Genomic DNA, 13,443 nt, shown 5'->3' with positions numbered 1-13,443 from the left:
TGAAAGCCGGGTCATGCGCGCCTGGGAGCATTTTCTCTCCGGCACAGCCGATCCCGCCCGGGCCCGCTTTCCCGTGCGCAGCGTCATCCAGGATTCCTGGGGCCGCTGCACCTCCTTCGGCGTTGATTTCCGTCAATCCGAAGCCCCCATGGATAATGACCGGGCGACGGTTCAGCGGCTGCACGAGTTGAATGACGAACTTCTCCTCGCGGCACGATACTCCTTCATCACGATCGGGCATCTGCTCGAAGATGCCGGGGCGATGCTGGTTCTGGCTGATCGTGATGGGGTCTTGCTGGATGTGATCGGCGACCGGCGGACAATCCATGACGGGATGGATATTCACCTCGGCATCGGCGGCCGCTGGACGGAAGATGTCGCTGGCACCAACGGTATCGGAACGGCGCTCTGGTCAAACCGTCCGGTGCTCGTCCACGCGGCGGAGCATTTCTGCGCCGGCATCAAATCCTGGACCTGCGCGGCAGCGCCGGTCCACGATCCATTCGACGGCAAGGTCCTCGGTGTCATCGATCTCTCCGGGCATCCGGATATCTTCCGGCCAAGCCATATCGCGCTCGTCGCCAGCGCGGCAGAGGAGATATCGCGGCGGATTGCCGAACATCAGAACATGGAGCGCATCCGCCTGCTCGAGGCCTTCATCGGCAGCGGGCCGAGCTATCGGCACTGGGATGGCGTGATGATCATCGATCGGCACGGCCGCCCGGTCTATATGAACAATGTGTCGCCGGAACTGCTCGGCGCTGCCTTGCCGCTGGATGGCGGGCCCACCTCGGGCACGCGCATGCGGCGGCGGCCGGAGCTCGATCTGCTCGCCGATATCGAGGCCAACCTCTCCCCCCATATCGCCAAATGCGATCTCAATCCGCTCAGGCTCGGCGGCAACCTCCAGGGCGTGGCCTTGATCTTCCCGGCAAGCCGCGTGGCCCCTCCAGCCTTGGCGCAGCGCCGCGGGAAGCAAGGCGCGGCCGCCGCGGCGCCCGAGATCATCGGCCAGAGCCCCGCCATCCGGGAGGCAATCGAGCTTGCCCAGCTCGCTGCCGAATCGCCCAATGTCTCCTCACTCCTGATCGAGGGCGAGACTGGAACCGGCAAGGAGTTGGTTGTCCGGCTCATTCATGAGCATGGCCGAACAAGCGCCGAAGCCCCCTTCGTCGCGCTGAATTGCGGTGCCATCACGCGAGATCTCTTCGGCAGCGAGCTGTTCGGCCATGTCGGCGGCGCCTTCACCGGTGCCGCCCGAGAAGGCAAGGCCGGCGTGCTGGAGCGCGCTGATGGCGGGCTCCTCAGCCTCGACGAGATCGGCGAAATGCCGCTCGATATCCAGCCCTTCCTGCTCCGGGCGCTTGAGGAACGAAGCATCCGCCGGATCGGCGACAGCCGAGAGCGTTCAGTCAATGTCCGCGTCGTCGCCTCGACCAACCGTGATCTGCGGCACGAGGCCTCGGAGGGCCGCTTCCGCTGGGATCTCTATTATCGCATCAGCTCCATCCTGATCCGGATTCCGCCGCTGCGGGATCGCGGGGAAGACGTGCTCCTGCTGGCGGATTTCTTTGCTCACCGGCTGGCCCGGCAGATCGGAGCGGCGCCACTCCATTTTACCGCCGAGTCCCGCCAGGCGTTACTCGCCTATCCCTGGCCGGGAAATGTGCGCGAATTGCGCAACCTGGTCGAGCGGCTCAACCTCATCTGCCGCGATCGCACGGTCAGCATGCGGGAATTGCCCTGCGATCTGCAGCCCCCGCCGGATGCTCAAGCCGGCGCTTCTGTCCTCCTCGAAAATTCCGCCGAGAGTTCCGAGCGACAATCCCTGCGCGCGGCCTTGGAAGCTTCGCGGGGCAATCTCAGCCAGGCCGCCCATATGCTCGGCATCTCGCGGCCCACGCTCTACCGCCGGCTTGATCAACACGGCATCCGGCGCAGTTTCGTTCAGCAGTGACAGAAGCCCCCGGCCGATGCGCGGCCGGGGGTAGTCTTCTCAGGGAACAATCACACCGCGGCCGGTGAATCGGCGGGCTTTGAAATCAGCGATCGCCGTGTTGATGTTCTCCAGGTTATATTTCGAGTAATGCATGCGCACGCGGCCATCGGCATTGAGTTCCATCAATTCCACAAGTTCCGTGAAATTGCCGACAAGGCTGCCCCCGATATTGATCTCTTCCGTCACGAAGTGCAGCGTCGGGATGTGGATCGTGCCGCCGTATCCAACGACGAAAAGCTGGCCGCCCTTGCGCACCATCTGCCAGCACAGATTCTCGATCCCGAGTTCGCCGACGAAATCGATCACCACATGCGCGCCGCCCCCCGTCGCATCCCGCACCTCCTTGACCACATCGCCACCGCCTTCGATCGTGATGTCGGCGCCAAGCTCGCGGGCAAGGCGCAACGCCGAGGCTTCGCGATCAACCGCCACGATACGGCAGCCCGAAAGCGCGCGGAGCGACTGCAGCGCGATATGGCCAAGCCCGCCGATACCAAGCAGAACGCAATAGCTTCCCGGACGGAGCAGCCTGGCCGCCCGCTTGGCCGCCCGATAGGCGGTAATGCCGGCATCCGCAAGCGGCGCCACGTCAATCGGCATGACGTTGGATTTTAGCTTGATGACGGAACGTTCGCTGGTCACCATATATTGCGCGAACCCCCCGTTGAGGCCGAGCCCCGGAAACAGCCCGTTGTCGCAATACATATCCTCGCCGTGCCGGCAGTTGAGGCAGATCCCGCAGGAGCGGAACGGATGACAGATCACCGCATCCCCGCGCTTGACGGTGGTGACGGAACTGCCCACCTCCTCGATCCAGCCGGCATTCTCATGTCCCATGATATAGGGCAGCAGCCGGCCTTCCGGGTCCATCGCCGATTTCCAGACGCCCTCGATGATATGCAGGTCCGTCCGGCACAGCCCCGCAGCACCCACACGCACAATCACCTCATCGGGCCGCGTGATCTTGGGCTCGGGAACCTCCTCGATCCGGAGTTGAACATTCACCTCTGGATCATATTCGTAGAGTCTTGCCGCCTTCATGGCGTTCCTCCCGTGATTCTGTGCGCCGGGGCGAGGATGATCGCCCCAGGGAAAGTTCAGATCTTGTTACGCGCGGCCAAGGCGCTCTGCTCCGCCGCCACGCGCTGCCTCCGCCGTCGGGTCTTCATCTTCCACCGTATCGGCGACGAGCGTTTCGGTCGAAAGGATCAGCTTGGCGACTGACGCCGCGTTCAAGAGCGCGGTGCAGGTCACCCGCACCGGATCAACCACACCGGCCTCGAACATATCGCGGAAGGTGCCAGTCGCGGCGTCAAACCCCTGCCCCGCTCTCGCGCGCGATACTTCCGCCACCACCATCTCGGCATCGCCACCCGCATTGGTGACAATCCGCCACAGCGGGCGCGTCAGAACCGAGCGCAGCAGCCGGACACCGGTTGCGACATCGCCCTGGGCTTGATCGAGCAGTGCGGAGAGTGATGGCATGATCTGCACCAGCGCGGTGCCGCCGCCGGCAACAATCCCCTCTTCGGCGGCCGCCCGCACGGCATGCAGAGAGTCCTCGATCAACTGCGCGGTCCGACGCTGCTCGACAGGGGTCGCACCGCCCGCATAGATGACAGCAGAGCCGCCGGAGAGCTTCGCCAACCGCTCGCGCAGCTTGTCCTGCTCGATATTCGGCGGAGCCCCTTCATACTGCCGCTGCACCTGGGCGCGGCGCGCGGCAATGCCGGCTGGCGCCCCGCCGCCACCGATGATCGCGGTATGCGCCGCCGAACTCCTTACCCTGTCAGCCGATCCGAGCTCTTCACGGACAATGGCTTCAAGCGCGCCACCCAGATCGCGCGCAATCACCCGCCCGCCGGTCATGATTGCCAGATCCTCCATCATCGCCTTGCGCCAGTGGCCATATTCCGGCGGATGCACCACGAGATAGCGCCCGGGCCCATCCTTGCCCAACAATGCAACCACCACCTCTGGGGCGATCTCCTCGGCGATGATGAGCAAGGGGCGGCGCGCCTCCCCCGCGATCCGCCGTGCTGCGTCGAGTTGATCAGCCGTGCGGATCTTGAGATCGGTCATCAGGATCAGCGGCTGCTCCAGCACCGCTTCCATTTTCTCCTGGTCCGTCACCATATGGTGCGAAAGATAGCCGCGATCGAACGACATGCCCTCCGCCACGTCTAGCATCGTCTCTGTCGTGACGCTGAATTCGGTCGAGATCACCCCCTGCTCGCCCACGCGCCGATAAGCTTCCGCCACCAGCGCTCCGAGATGCGGCTCTGTCGCGGCGATCCTCGCGACCGCGGCAAGCCCGTCATTTTCCGTCGCGGGCCGCGCCTCCTGGCGCAGCAGGCCGACGACGCGCTCGACCGCAAGATCAATGCCCCTGCAAAGATCGACGACCCGTGCGCCCTCTTCGATCGCCGCCACCCCGCTTTGGATCAGGGCATTGGCCAGCACGATCGCGGTCGTCGTGCCGTCCCCGGCGATTGCGTTGGTCTGCATCGAGACCTCCCGCACGACCTGCGCCCCCATATTCTCGAAGCGGTCCCGCAACTCGATCTCGGTCGCGATACTCACCCCGTCGCGGGTGATGATCGGCGTGCCGATCGGCCGGTCGATCATCGCATTCATGCCCTTGGGCCCGAGTGTCGGCTCAACCGCCGCTGCAAGCTTCTGCACCCCACGCGCCAGCAACCGCCTGGCTTCCTTGTTGTGAACGAGCATCTTAGGCATGGCGCCGATCCCCCGAACCTGCCGCCCTGGCGCTTCTCGGCGCCTCCGGCCTGGTCTTCACTGTTTCTGTTCGCTTCTTGCTGCAATCCTGGCCGCGCCGCCGATCATGAAATCGGCGAGGCTCGGCCCTTCCTCCATTCGCCCGATCCCCTGATAGCGGCTTTGCTTCAGCCCACGGCACAATGCGCCATTGAACTCCATATTGATCCGCACCGACCGCAACTCGCCCATATAGCGCGGCAGATCCTCCCGCCTTATGGCCGCGCCTTCCCAGGTTAGGAAAGCGGGATCATCGGCCGCGCTCAGCGGAAAGCGTTCGGCGAAAGCGCTGGCGTAGCGGCGGATAAGCGGAGCGACCGCCCAATGCCCCTCATCAAGCCGCGCGAGCGCAGAAAGACCCATGCTCAGGATCGCATCATCGTCCCAACCTCGCTCGCGCAGGGCCAAAACAACCGCCTCCTGGCGCCGCTTGAACGCTTTCATGGCGAAGATAGCGCGCAATTCGCGGATATTTGCATCCGGCGCAAGCTGGCCGACGATCTCCTCGAAACTCCGGCCCGCGGCGAGGGCCGCGTTGATCTCCTCGCCCATCAGGTGATCGAGCAACGCAATCGTATAGCGCGGCTTCCAGGAAAGACCGCTCAAGGCCGTGCGAAGGTCATCGAGCATCAGGAAGGCGAAGTTTGGCGAGCACCAATAGGTCGGCAGGCGAAAGGCGACGTGAACCGCACCATCCGCGTCGATCTCCGCTGCTTCCACGAAACCCATCGAGACCACGGAGTCATCCAACTCCGGATCATTGACCTCCCCAAGGCGCCGCCAGAGTTCCCCCTGGCGGCCCTCCATCTCATGAGCGTCCGACACGCCCCTACTCCGCAGCAATGCTGAGGGGAGACCGGGAGAGGCTCGCCCGCTTGGCGGCGATATCAATCTCATAGAGCCGCGCCGCGTTCAGCCCGAGAATCTTCTCCTTGATCTCCGGCGTCAACTGCACGCCACGCTCCTTGGCGATATCCTCGGGGAGTTCGAACGACCAGAACCGCTCCACGAGCCAGCGTGGCGTCCAGATCGCGTAGTCGGAGCCGAAGAGGATGCGATCCGGCCCAAGCCAGAAGAGCAGTTCCGCCATCACTTCGGCAAAATACCGCGGCCGGGAGTGGATGAAGGGCAGCACGACGGCAAGCCCGCCATACACATTGCTCTCCTGCACTGCGATCCAGCAGAAATCGTCAAGCCTCGGCAGGCCGCAATGTTCGATGATCCAGTTGAGCCCCTGGAAGTCCGTCGCCGCATCATCGACATCGCCGACGTCAAATGCATCCTTGGTGAGCGGCGTGATGGTCGGGCCTTTATGGACATGGATGTTGCGAATGCCGAGCTTCTCGCAGAGTTCGAAACACTTGTAGGCTGCGGGGTCCGTCAACTTCCAGCCGCGCGATGCACCGTTCCATTCGGCGGTGTACATCTTCACGCCCTTGATATCGTAGGTTTCCTTCATGAAGTGGATGTATTCCAGCGCCTTGTCACCGTCGCGCGGATCAAACGCGCCATTGACGATGAAGCGCTCCGGATAGCGCTTCGCGACCTCGGCATTGCGCTCGATCGTGTTGAACCCGTCCTTGTAGAAATCCTTGAGATAGGTCGACTGCACGATGGCCACATCGTCCGGCCCGTCGATGAAGAGATCGCGATAGAGATCATCCGCGCTATATTTTTCGAATTTGTCCTTGGCCCAGAGCTGCTCCTTCGGGCTCAACGCAGTATGATAGCCATAGAAGCACTCGATGAATTGCTTGCCGTGAATATTCCGCTGGTTCTCCGGGCTGCCATCCCAGAAATGTGTATGCCCATCCACCACGAAGATCTCTCTGCCGTCCGGCGTCTTGAACATGATTTTCCTCTTTGCGTTTTTGGGAGGCGGCCATACCAAGCCGCCTCAGGAGAAAGCCCGGCGTCAGATATATTCCATCACCTCGTCCATATCGCCGAACAGGATCACGGTATTGTCGTCCACCCGCACCATTCTCCCGTAATGCGTTGACGTGTTCACCTCGAATATCTCAGCCGTCATCTCCCGGCCGAGAAACTCGCTGATCTCATCCATCTTGAAGATGAGCTTCCCTTCGCCGTCGATGCGGATCAGCGCAGGCTGGTAGGTCACAACAACGCCATCCTTCTGCGACATGAACTCGGCGATCGCGCGCGCCTCGACGGAGTCATTCATCGTCACGCCGCATTGATGGGAGATCGTCTGCTCGAAGGTGATATCGCTCATCGCCTTGAAGATATTCGAGGCAGAAGTCCCCCGCTCGGTGACTGACATGCGTCTCACTCCCCTTAATGGTCCAGGCCCAGCTCGCCGAGGATCTTGGCGAGCCGTTCCTGAGACTTCTCATGGTTTTCCTTGAAGGATACGGGCTTGGAATGCGGCATCGACCAGATGGGCTGCAGCCCCTGGGCGGCCTTTTCGGCAAGGGCCACGTGCTTGGCGAGCCAGGCATGGAAAAGCCCGCGGTTGTGGTCCGCGAACCGTTCATCATGCGCGAGCAGATAGATCAGATCGACCGTGTTGGCGAGGTTGCGCTCATAATCCGCCTCCGCCGCCGAGATCACCGCCGGTGTGATGTAGTCATTATTTGCCGCGGCAACCTGCATCAGAAAGCCGGAGCGGAAGAGTTCGCCCACCAGTGGCTCGAAGACGATGTTGATGGCGAAATACTGCTCCAGATAGTCCGGCGAACCCATGATGGTTTCCACAGCCTCGCGCGTGCCCTGCCAGATCGGATCTTCAAGCCAGGTCTTCTTGCCCAGTTCGTCGTCCCAGCCCGGGATATCCATGCCGATCTCGGCGAGGTAGAGGGTGATATCCTGGGACAGCCGAAGCTTGTAGGATGAGTTCGTGAGCGTCGCATTGTTGATCATCTGGGTGTAGCCATAACGCTGCGCCTGCATGAGCGAGGTGCCCAGACCGAACTCCGCATGCTTCCACGCGCCAAGATGCGCCTGCAGGATCTTCTGCCACACCCGGTCGAGCGTCTGCGGGGCGGCGGATTTGCGCCCATTGGCAATCACGCTCTGCACCATCGTCTCGATCTTGGACTGGCGCTGGTAGTGTGTCCGCTCCCATTCCTGGTCAGGCGCGCGGAAGGCATGCCAGTTGGAGCTGCGCGCCGCCGTCGCGTCCTTGCCGTAGGCGCCGCGTCCATCGGCAAAGGATATGATCCAGTCCTGGATGAGGTAGCGCTCGGGATCCGGCTGAACATCGACGGTCACATCCTCGTAATGCGTGGCCCTCTGCCCCCGCGGCTCAAAGTAGCGGTATTTTCGGCTATTTGAGTCGACAAAGACAGCGGCCCCGGCGGCACCCGATCCCACCGAGCTTGATGTTGCAGTCATGTTTCACTCCTTTGAGTTTTTTATGTTCTGTAGCGCTCAATGCCCCGGCGTCTGAGACGCCGTTGTGAACCGATCGAAAAAGACGTTCTCCGGCTCGAAGCCGTTCATGAAAAGAACCGGCTGCAAAGCGTCAATCATCGGTGGCGGGCCACACGCATAGGCATCGCCATCCCCGTTGATATGAAACTCCCGAAGCAAGGCATTCACCCGGTCGTGCACGAAGCCACGCTCCCCGGCCCAATTTCCGTCATCAGCGACATGGGACAGCACCGGGATGAAGCGAAGCTCCGGATGCTCCGCCGTCAGTGCCGCGATCCGCTCGAGATAAAACAGATCGCCCTCGGTCCGCGCGCCGTAGAAGAAGTAAACCGCCCTCTTCTCACCGCTCTTCAAATGATCGTTCAGGATCGACCAGATCGGAGACATGCCAGAACCGGCAGCCACTAGCACAAGGGGTCCGTCTCGTCCTTCTCTTCGGAAACAGGATCCGTAGGGGCCGGTGAGTTGCACCGCGGCTCCGATCTCGATTCCTCCGTCATCGAGCTGGCTGGAGAGTTTTCCGCCTGGGTGTTTCTTGATGATGAAGCTGAGTGTTTTGCCTTCGTCCGGCGTATTTGCCATGGAAAACGAGCGCGTAATCGTCTCCCCTTCTTTCGTGGTGACCGTAATGTCGGCATATTGCCCAGCCCAGAACCGGAGCGGTGATCCGAGTTCTATCTGCAGCCCTCGAATGTCATGGGTCAGCCGCTCAACCGCGGTGATCTTTCCCGTATAGGTCTTGACGGGAATGGACTTTGCCAGAACCTCATCGTCATAGTTGAGGAGCTCCACCTCAATGTCGGAAAAGGCCAGCGTGCGACACAACAGGATGTGCCCGCTGTCTTTCTCGAAATCATTGAGCGCAAAGGTCGAGTATTTCAGCATCTCGGTCTCTCCGCTCAGGAGCACGCATTTGCAAGCTGAGCACTGTCCCTCCTTGCAGCCGTGCGGCAACGAGATCCCCTGTCGGAAAGCTGCGTTCAACACGCTCTCCCCGGCCTGCACCTCAAACTCGATCCCCACCGGTTCGAGCCGAACGGTATAGGCTTCTCCTTGCATCGCGGTCTCCGCGCCCTGCTTGGTCATCGTCGCTGGTGGCACAGTCGCCTCCTTTGCCGTGGTTGCGGGGGCGTAAAGCCGCCCCCGCAGTCCCGCGCGCGTTAGTGGCAGGGGTTGATGCTGAAGCCTGCGCGATACTCGGCGATGTGCTTTTCGCGGTCGGCCGGGCTCATCTCGCGAAGAACCACGAGCGGAGACCGAACGGTGTGTCCGCGCAGGTCATCCAGTGTCCACATCTCCGAATTGTCGAAACGCAGATGCGGTTGCGGAATCAGCGTCTTGCCGTCAGAACGGACGAAATTGAGATCCTTGATGATATCGGCGAGATCCCACCCGTCATAAAGCGTCTCCCACTGCCGCTTGCCGCTGAAGCGGCCCATGGCCGGCGTCGGACGGCCCTGGTACTCCTCGGCAAAGGCTTCGATCGCGGTCCAGCGATCCAGTTCATGGGCGAAGGTGTAGATCTCGCCGTCGATCTCGTCCGTCACCATGTCTTCGCGGATCAGGCAGGGAACCAGGCAGCTCCAGCAGCGATGCGGATAGACATAGCCGACGTCGGAGTTGAACAGCAGCACCGTCTCGCCCCGATGGCTGAGCTTGTTGTACCACTTCCAGTAGTCACCGAACTCCGCATACCAGCCGGGATACTTGCTCTCGAACCACTCGAAGTCCTTCTCGGTCTGCGCCTCGATGCGCCAGAAATTGACAGGCCATCCCACCGAGAAGAACTGCGCGACCTTATGAACGTAATTCTTCTTGGTGATCCGATTCCAGGCCTCGTGCACGTCATCATGGTGGACCTTGATGCCGTATTTCTCGAGCGGCAGCATATAGGTCCGGTAGTAATCTTCGAAAATCCAGCGGTGCCACATCTCCGCATAGGACTCCTTGTTCTTGTTGCGGTCGGTCGTGCCGTATTCGATGAAGGTGCCGATCGCGGCGTCCACAATCGCATGGTTCTGCCAGAAGGCGTAGCGTAGGTCGCGCTCCAGCAGAAGGTGATTGTCGGGCTCCTTCAACGCCGCCATCAGCATCGAGTGGCCGTTGCCGATATGCCGGCTTTCGTCAGACTGCACGGAGAGGAACACCGTCGGCAGTGCATAGTCGCCATTGCGGGCAGCTTCCGAAGGCATGGCAACGAAGAGGGTGTTGGTGAAGGCTGTCTCGGCCACGACAGTGAGGTACATGCATGCAGCGGTCATCGTGTCGCCGGTGATGAATCCCTCACCGAACTGGCGGCCGATCGTCGTCGCGTAGCACTTGCCGAAGGCTTCCTCGGTGATGTCGAATCCCGCCGGGTCGATGTAATTCTCCATATACCACTTCTTGAGATTCATCTGGATGGTTGAGTGCCGAAACTCATCCACCATCTGCATGGTAAAGCCGGTGCGCAGGTCTTCTCCTGGCGCAAGGCGAGCCACCATCGCCATGGAACGGGCAGCCGAGATCTCGGGAAATGGGATGATCGCCAGGAAAAGCTTCATCCACTCCACCCAGCGCGGCTCGACATTGCGGAACATGTCTCCGCGCAAGGCAGCGTCGAGCGCACCATAAACCCGGTTATCCTTCTCCTCCTGCATCGGGAAGTAAGACCGCAGCACCTGCTTCATCGGATCGCGCGGCGCCTTGGAGATCTTGTAGTCCGTCGGGAATGTCATCGCTTCCTGCACGTAGCTGGGATTCCAGCCGAGATCTGCGATTTTCCTGGCTGCCTCGCCGACAGGAATTCCCCTCTGCGCGGTGATCTTATTGAGCGTTAGCGACATAAGACAAGTCCTCCACTCTTTTTTGTGCGACGGGCCATGCCCGGTGATAGGCAGCGTTCTGCCGCCTCGGTTGAGGTTTCAAGGCCAGTTCGCGCGGCGCTCTGCGCCGCACTGTCTGGCTACTCGCATGCCGGCAAAGGTGGCGTGAGGCTCGGCCGGGCTCCGCTTGCGTGAAGTCGGGCACGATCCTCTTCCGCTCCTTCGTTCTTTTGTCACCGCAATACGGGGCGATGTCTTTTTATGACGGCACTATCGTAGCAAGCTGCGTGCCAACCCGGCCCGCTCAGGCGCTTCCACGCTTTTCGAATGTCGGCGGCGTCATATCGTCGCCCTACGCCATTACAAGCGTAAACTCCTGTTACAGTTGTAATGGACGAATGTAAGAAACTGGTGCGTTGCAGCATTCACGCTATGATTTCCAACCACACTATTGGGTTGCAATGCGCTTCGTCCCGTCTATTCTCTTCTTGCGTAGTCGAGAGAAACCCCATGGCGGCCGATAAGCCCGAAGATTCTCCGCCTTCGGGGAATCAGGCGACGGAGGTGGCGAATGATCTTGTCGGGCTCATGCCACGCGACATGGTTTTCGTGCCGCGCTTTCTCGGCGAAAGTCACGAGCGTCTCCGACGGTATTTTCGGGAGTTCGCGATGGCCGAGTTGGCCAGGGCCGGGATCACGATGGAACAGCATTCCATGCTCTCCGTGTTTCTCGATCGGCATGCGGCATTGCTGTGCGAGTTCGTATTCATGGGCGTCTCGCTGTCACATCAACTCCGGATGGCAGAAGTCGAGAGACTGCAGAATGATCAAGCGGGACTTCTGCGCATGGATCTCTGGGACCAGTTGAAGTTTCATATCGCCGCAGGGGAAGAGCGGTTTCGCAAAGAAATGCCGGCTTTGGCCGATAGCCTTGCCCGGTTGGAGCCATCGCCCGGGCTGGCAAAGAAGGAATCTGGAGAATGAGTAGCCAAGCGACATCGCCCAGTCAGGGCCTGTTCGATGCCCTCGCCCGCAGTTGGTGCCTGCCGGCAGCGGCCAGATCCTTCGCATGTGCAGCCGATGACACGATCGTCGCGATTGCCTGCGCCGATGGCGCTCTCTCGCTTGCTCCCCTGGCCGATCCCGAACCACCCGATGCGCGTATCCGCATCAGCGCTGATACCGGGCGGGCCACCATCCAGCCCCGCCGCGCCTCACCGCCTCCTCTTATTACCACCGGGCCTCTCTCGCACTCCGCCCTAAGTTTGATCGCGCATCCGGATGGCGGCTTCGTCGTCGGCACCGATAGCGGCGCCCTGTTTCGTATCGCCAGCGATGGCACCCAGCACCCTTTTAGCGAAATACTCGACGCACCGGTCATCGCCCTCGCCGCGCTTCCCGCGCAGGCTCTGATTGCTGTTGCCTGCGCACATGCGGTCTTTCTTCTCTCGCTCGAGGGTGCGCTGCGCGAACGGATCGACGGTCTACCCGAAGCGATCACCTGCCTCGCGGCGGCGCCCGATGGCGGGCACCTCGCCATTGCCGCGGGAAGCCATGTCCTTGCGCTGACACCCGGCGCGGCCCAGCCGCGTATGATTTTGCCCGGTGGCCCGGTGCACAGCATGCGGTGGCGCGCGGATGGCGCCTATCTTGCCTGCGCACTTGGCGCGGATGGCCTGGCGTTGATCAATCTGGCCCGCGGAGATGCATCGCGTTTCGCTGCCTTTCCTACCCCTGTCAGCGATGTTGATTGGAGTTCGCCCGCGAAAGCCGTTCTTGCCTCAGGGGCATTTCGGATCGCCGGCTGGGGTTGGGCGGGCCAGGAAACGCCTTTTCGCGATAGCCGCACGGCTGCGCTACAGACCGGCCAGATCAGCCTGGTCCCGATCGACCGTGTCGCCGCGCACCCCACCAAGCCTCTCGCCGCCGCGGGCCTTGTCAATGGTCAGGTGGTCATCGCACCAATCGGCGTGGCGGAGGAACTTGCCGTCAAACCCATTGGCGGGTCGCTGTCCCTCCTTGGCTGGTCTCCCGCGGGGCAACTGATCCTTGCCGACGTCGACCGCAGTTTCACGATCATCCGCTTTCCTCAGAGGTTGTTCAAGTAACTCTGCCCCGGCCATGAAGGAGGACACAGCCATGAGCAAAATGGTCCACTCAATGATCCGCGTGCTGGAAGAGGCGCGGTCGGTCGCCTTCTATGAACAGGCTTTCGGCTTCACCATCGCTGAACGCCTTCGCTTCGAAAGCTTCACTCTTATCTATATGCGCGGTGACGCGGCGCCGTTCGAGTTGGAGCTGACTGTTAATCACGGGCGCACCGAGCCCTATGCGCTGGGCGATGGATACGGTCACCTCGCGCTCGTCGTGGATGATCTCCAAGCGGCCCATGCAAAGATCAAGGCGATCGGTGCGCTCTGCACAGATCCGCGCGAGCTCGCTCTGGGCGACAAGACCTTGGCCCGC

The 13,443-nt window shown here is 61.5% G+C and carries 12 protein-coding genes and 1 pseudogene; 4 read left to right on the top strand and 9 right to left on the bottom strand.

Annotated features, from left to right (window positions below):
• Positions 1-13 precede the first annotated feature (13 nt).
• Complete coding sequence (locus ACYQ7X_RS00840) at positions 14-1,957, top strand: sigma-54-dependent Fis family transcriptional regulator (RefSeq protein ID WP_459694921.1); 1,944 nt, start codon at positions 14-16, stop codon at positions 1,955-1,957.
• Positions 1,958-1,996: 39 nt separating this feature from the next.
• On the opposite strand, the gene ACYQ7X_RS00835 is transcribed toward ACYQ7X_RS00840, so the two are convergent.
• The 9 genes and pseudogenes from ACYQ7X_RS00835 to ACYQ7X_RS00795 form a co-directional block, all read right to left on the bottom strand.
• Positions 1,997-3,040, bottom strand: a complete 1,044-nt coding sequence (locus ACYQ7X_RS00835; protein ID WP_459694920.1) for an NAD(P)-dependent alcohol dehydrogenase — start codon at positions 3,038-3,040, stop codon at positions 1,997-1,999.
• 66 nt (positions 3,041-3,106) lie between these two features.
• Positions 3,107-4,738, bottom strand: a complete 1,632-nt coding sequence (gene groEL / locus ACYQ7X_RS00830; RefSeq protein ID WP_459694919.1) for a chaperonin GroEL — start codon at positions 4,736-4,738, stop codon at positions 3,107-3,109.
• Between the two features lie 57 nt (positions 4,739-4,795).
• Positions 4,796-5,329, bottom strand: coding sequence for a hypothetical protein (locus ACYQ7X_RS00825; protein WP_459695211.1), 534 nt, complete (start codon positions 5,327-5,329; stop codon positions 4,796-4,798).
• 51 nt (positions 5,330-5,380) lie between these two features.
• Positions 5,381-5,584, bottom strand: a pseudogene (locus tag ACYQ7X_RS00820) (iron-sulfur cluster assembly protein); the annotation flags it as partial.
• 22 nt (positions 5,585-5,606) lie between these two features.
• On the bottom strand, positions 5,607-6,629 hold the full coding sequence (locus tag ACYQ7X_RS00815) for an amidohydrolase family protein (RefSeq protein WP_459694918.1): 1,023 nt from the start codon (positions 6,627-6,629) through the stop codon (positions 5,607-5,609).
• Positions 6,630-6,692: 63 nt separating this feature from the next.
• The gene (locus ACYQ7X_RS00810; protein ID WP_459694917.1) at positions 6,693-7,061 is read right to left on the bottom strand and encodes an MmoB/DmpM family protein; all 369 of its coding nucleotides are present in this window, start codon (positions 7,059-7,061) and stop codon (positions 6,693-6,695) included.
• Positions 7,062-7,075: 14 nt separating this feature from the next.
• Complete coding sequence (locus ACYQ7X_RS00805; protein WP_459694916.1) at positions 7,076-8,011, bottom strand: aromatic/alkene monooxygenase hydroxylase subunit beta; 936 nt, start codon at positions 8,009-8,011, stop codon at positions 7,076-7,078.
• A gap of 159 nt (positions 8,012-8,170) precedes the next feature.
• Complete coding sequence (locus tag ACYQ7X_RS00800) at positions 8,171-9,274, bottom strand: 2Fe-2S iron-sulfur cluster-binding protein (protein WP_459694915.1); 1,104 nt, start codon at positions 9,272-9,274, stop codon at positions 8,171-8,173.
• Positions 9,275-9,333: 59 nt separating this feature from the next.
• Complete coding sequence (locus tag ACYQ7X_RS00795; protein WP_459694914.1) at positions 9,334-10,998, bottom strand: aromatic/alkene/methane monooxygenase hydroxylase/oxygenase subunit alpha; 1,665 nt, start codon at positions 10,996-10,998, stop codon at positions 9,334-9,336.
• Between the two features lie 489 nt (positions 10,999-11,487).
• Here ACYQ7X_RS00795 and ACYQ7X_RS00790 point away from each other — a divergent pair, with 489 nt between their 5' ends.
• From ACYQ7X_RS00790 to ACYQ7X_RS00780, 3 genes are all read left to right on the top strand, one after another.
• On the top strand, positions 11,488-11,961 hold the full coding sequence (locus ACYQ7X_RS00790; protein WP_459694913.1) for a hypothetical protein: 474 nt from the start codon (positions 11,488-11,490) through the stop codon (positions 11,959-11,961).
• Positions 11,958-13,085: a WD40 repeat domain-containing protein gene (locus ACYQ7X_RS00785; protein WP_459694912.1), complete on the top strand. Its 1,128-nt coding sequence runs from the start codon at positions 11,958-11,960 to the stop codon at positions 13,083-13,085. The genes ACYQ7X_RS00790 and ACYQ7X_RS00785 overlap by 4 nt, the downstream gene beginning before the upstream one ends.
• A 31-nt stretch (positions 13,086-13,116) precedes the next feature.
• Positions 13,117-13,443 (top strand): VOC family protein (locus tag ACYQ7X_RS00780; protein WP_459694911.1); only part of this gene is annotated, 327 nt, incomplete at its 3' end.

Source organism: Acidisoma sp. C75, from assembly GCF_054665095.1.
This window is presented reverse-complemented; position numbering and strand designations above follow the sequence as displayed.

Coding starts and splice junctions, on each gene's coding strand:
- ACYQ7X_RS00840 (WP_459694921.1), top strand. CDS start 14: ATGCGCGCCTGGGAGCATTTTCTCTCCGGCACAGCCGATCCCGCCCGG.
- ACYQ7X_RS00835 (WP_459694920.1), bottom strand. CDS start 3,040: ATGAAGGCGGCAAGACTCTACGAATATGATCCAGAGGTGAATGTTCAA.
- groEL (WP_459694919.1), bottom strand. CDS start 4,738: ATGCCTAAGATGCTCGTTCACAACAAGGAAGCCAGGCGGTTGCTGGCG.
- ACYQ7X_RS00825 (WP_459695211.1), bottom strand. CDS start 5,329: ATGGGCGAGGAGATCAACGCGGCCCTCGCCGCGGGCCGGAGTTTCGAG.
- ACYQ7X_RS00815 (WP_459694918.1), bottom strand. CDS start 6,629: ATGTTCAAGACGCCGGACGGCAGAGAGATCTTCGTGGTGGATGGGCAT.
- ACYQ7X_RS00810 (WP_459694917.1), bottom strand. CDS start 7,061: ATGTCAGTCACCGAGCGGGGGACTTCTGCCTCGAATATCTTCAAGGCG.
- ACYQ7X_RS00795 (WP_459694914.1), bottom strand. CDS start 10,998: ATGTCGCTAACGCTCAATAAGATCACCGCGCAGAGGGGAATTCCTGTC.
- ACYQ7X_RS00790 (WP_459694913.1), top strand. CDS start 11,488: ATGGCGGCCGATAAGCCCGAAGATTCTCCGCCTTCGGGGAATCAGGCG.
- ACYQ7X_RS00785 (WP_459694912.1), top strand. CDS start 11,958: ATGAGTAGCCAAGCGACATCGCCCAGTCAGGGCCTGTTCGATGCCCTC.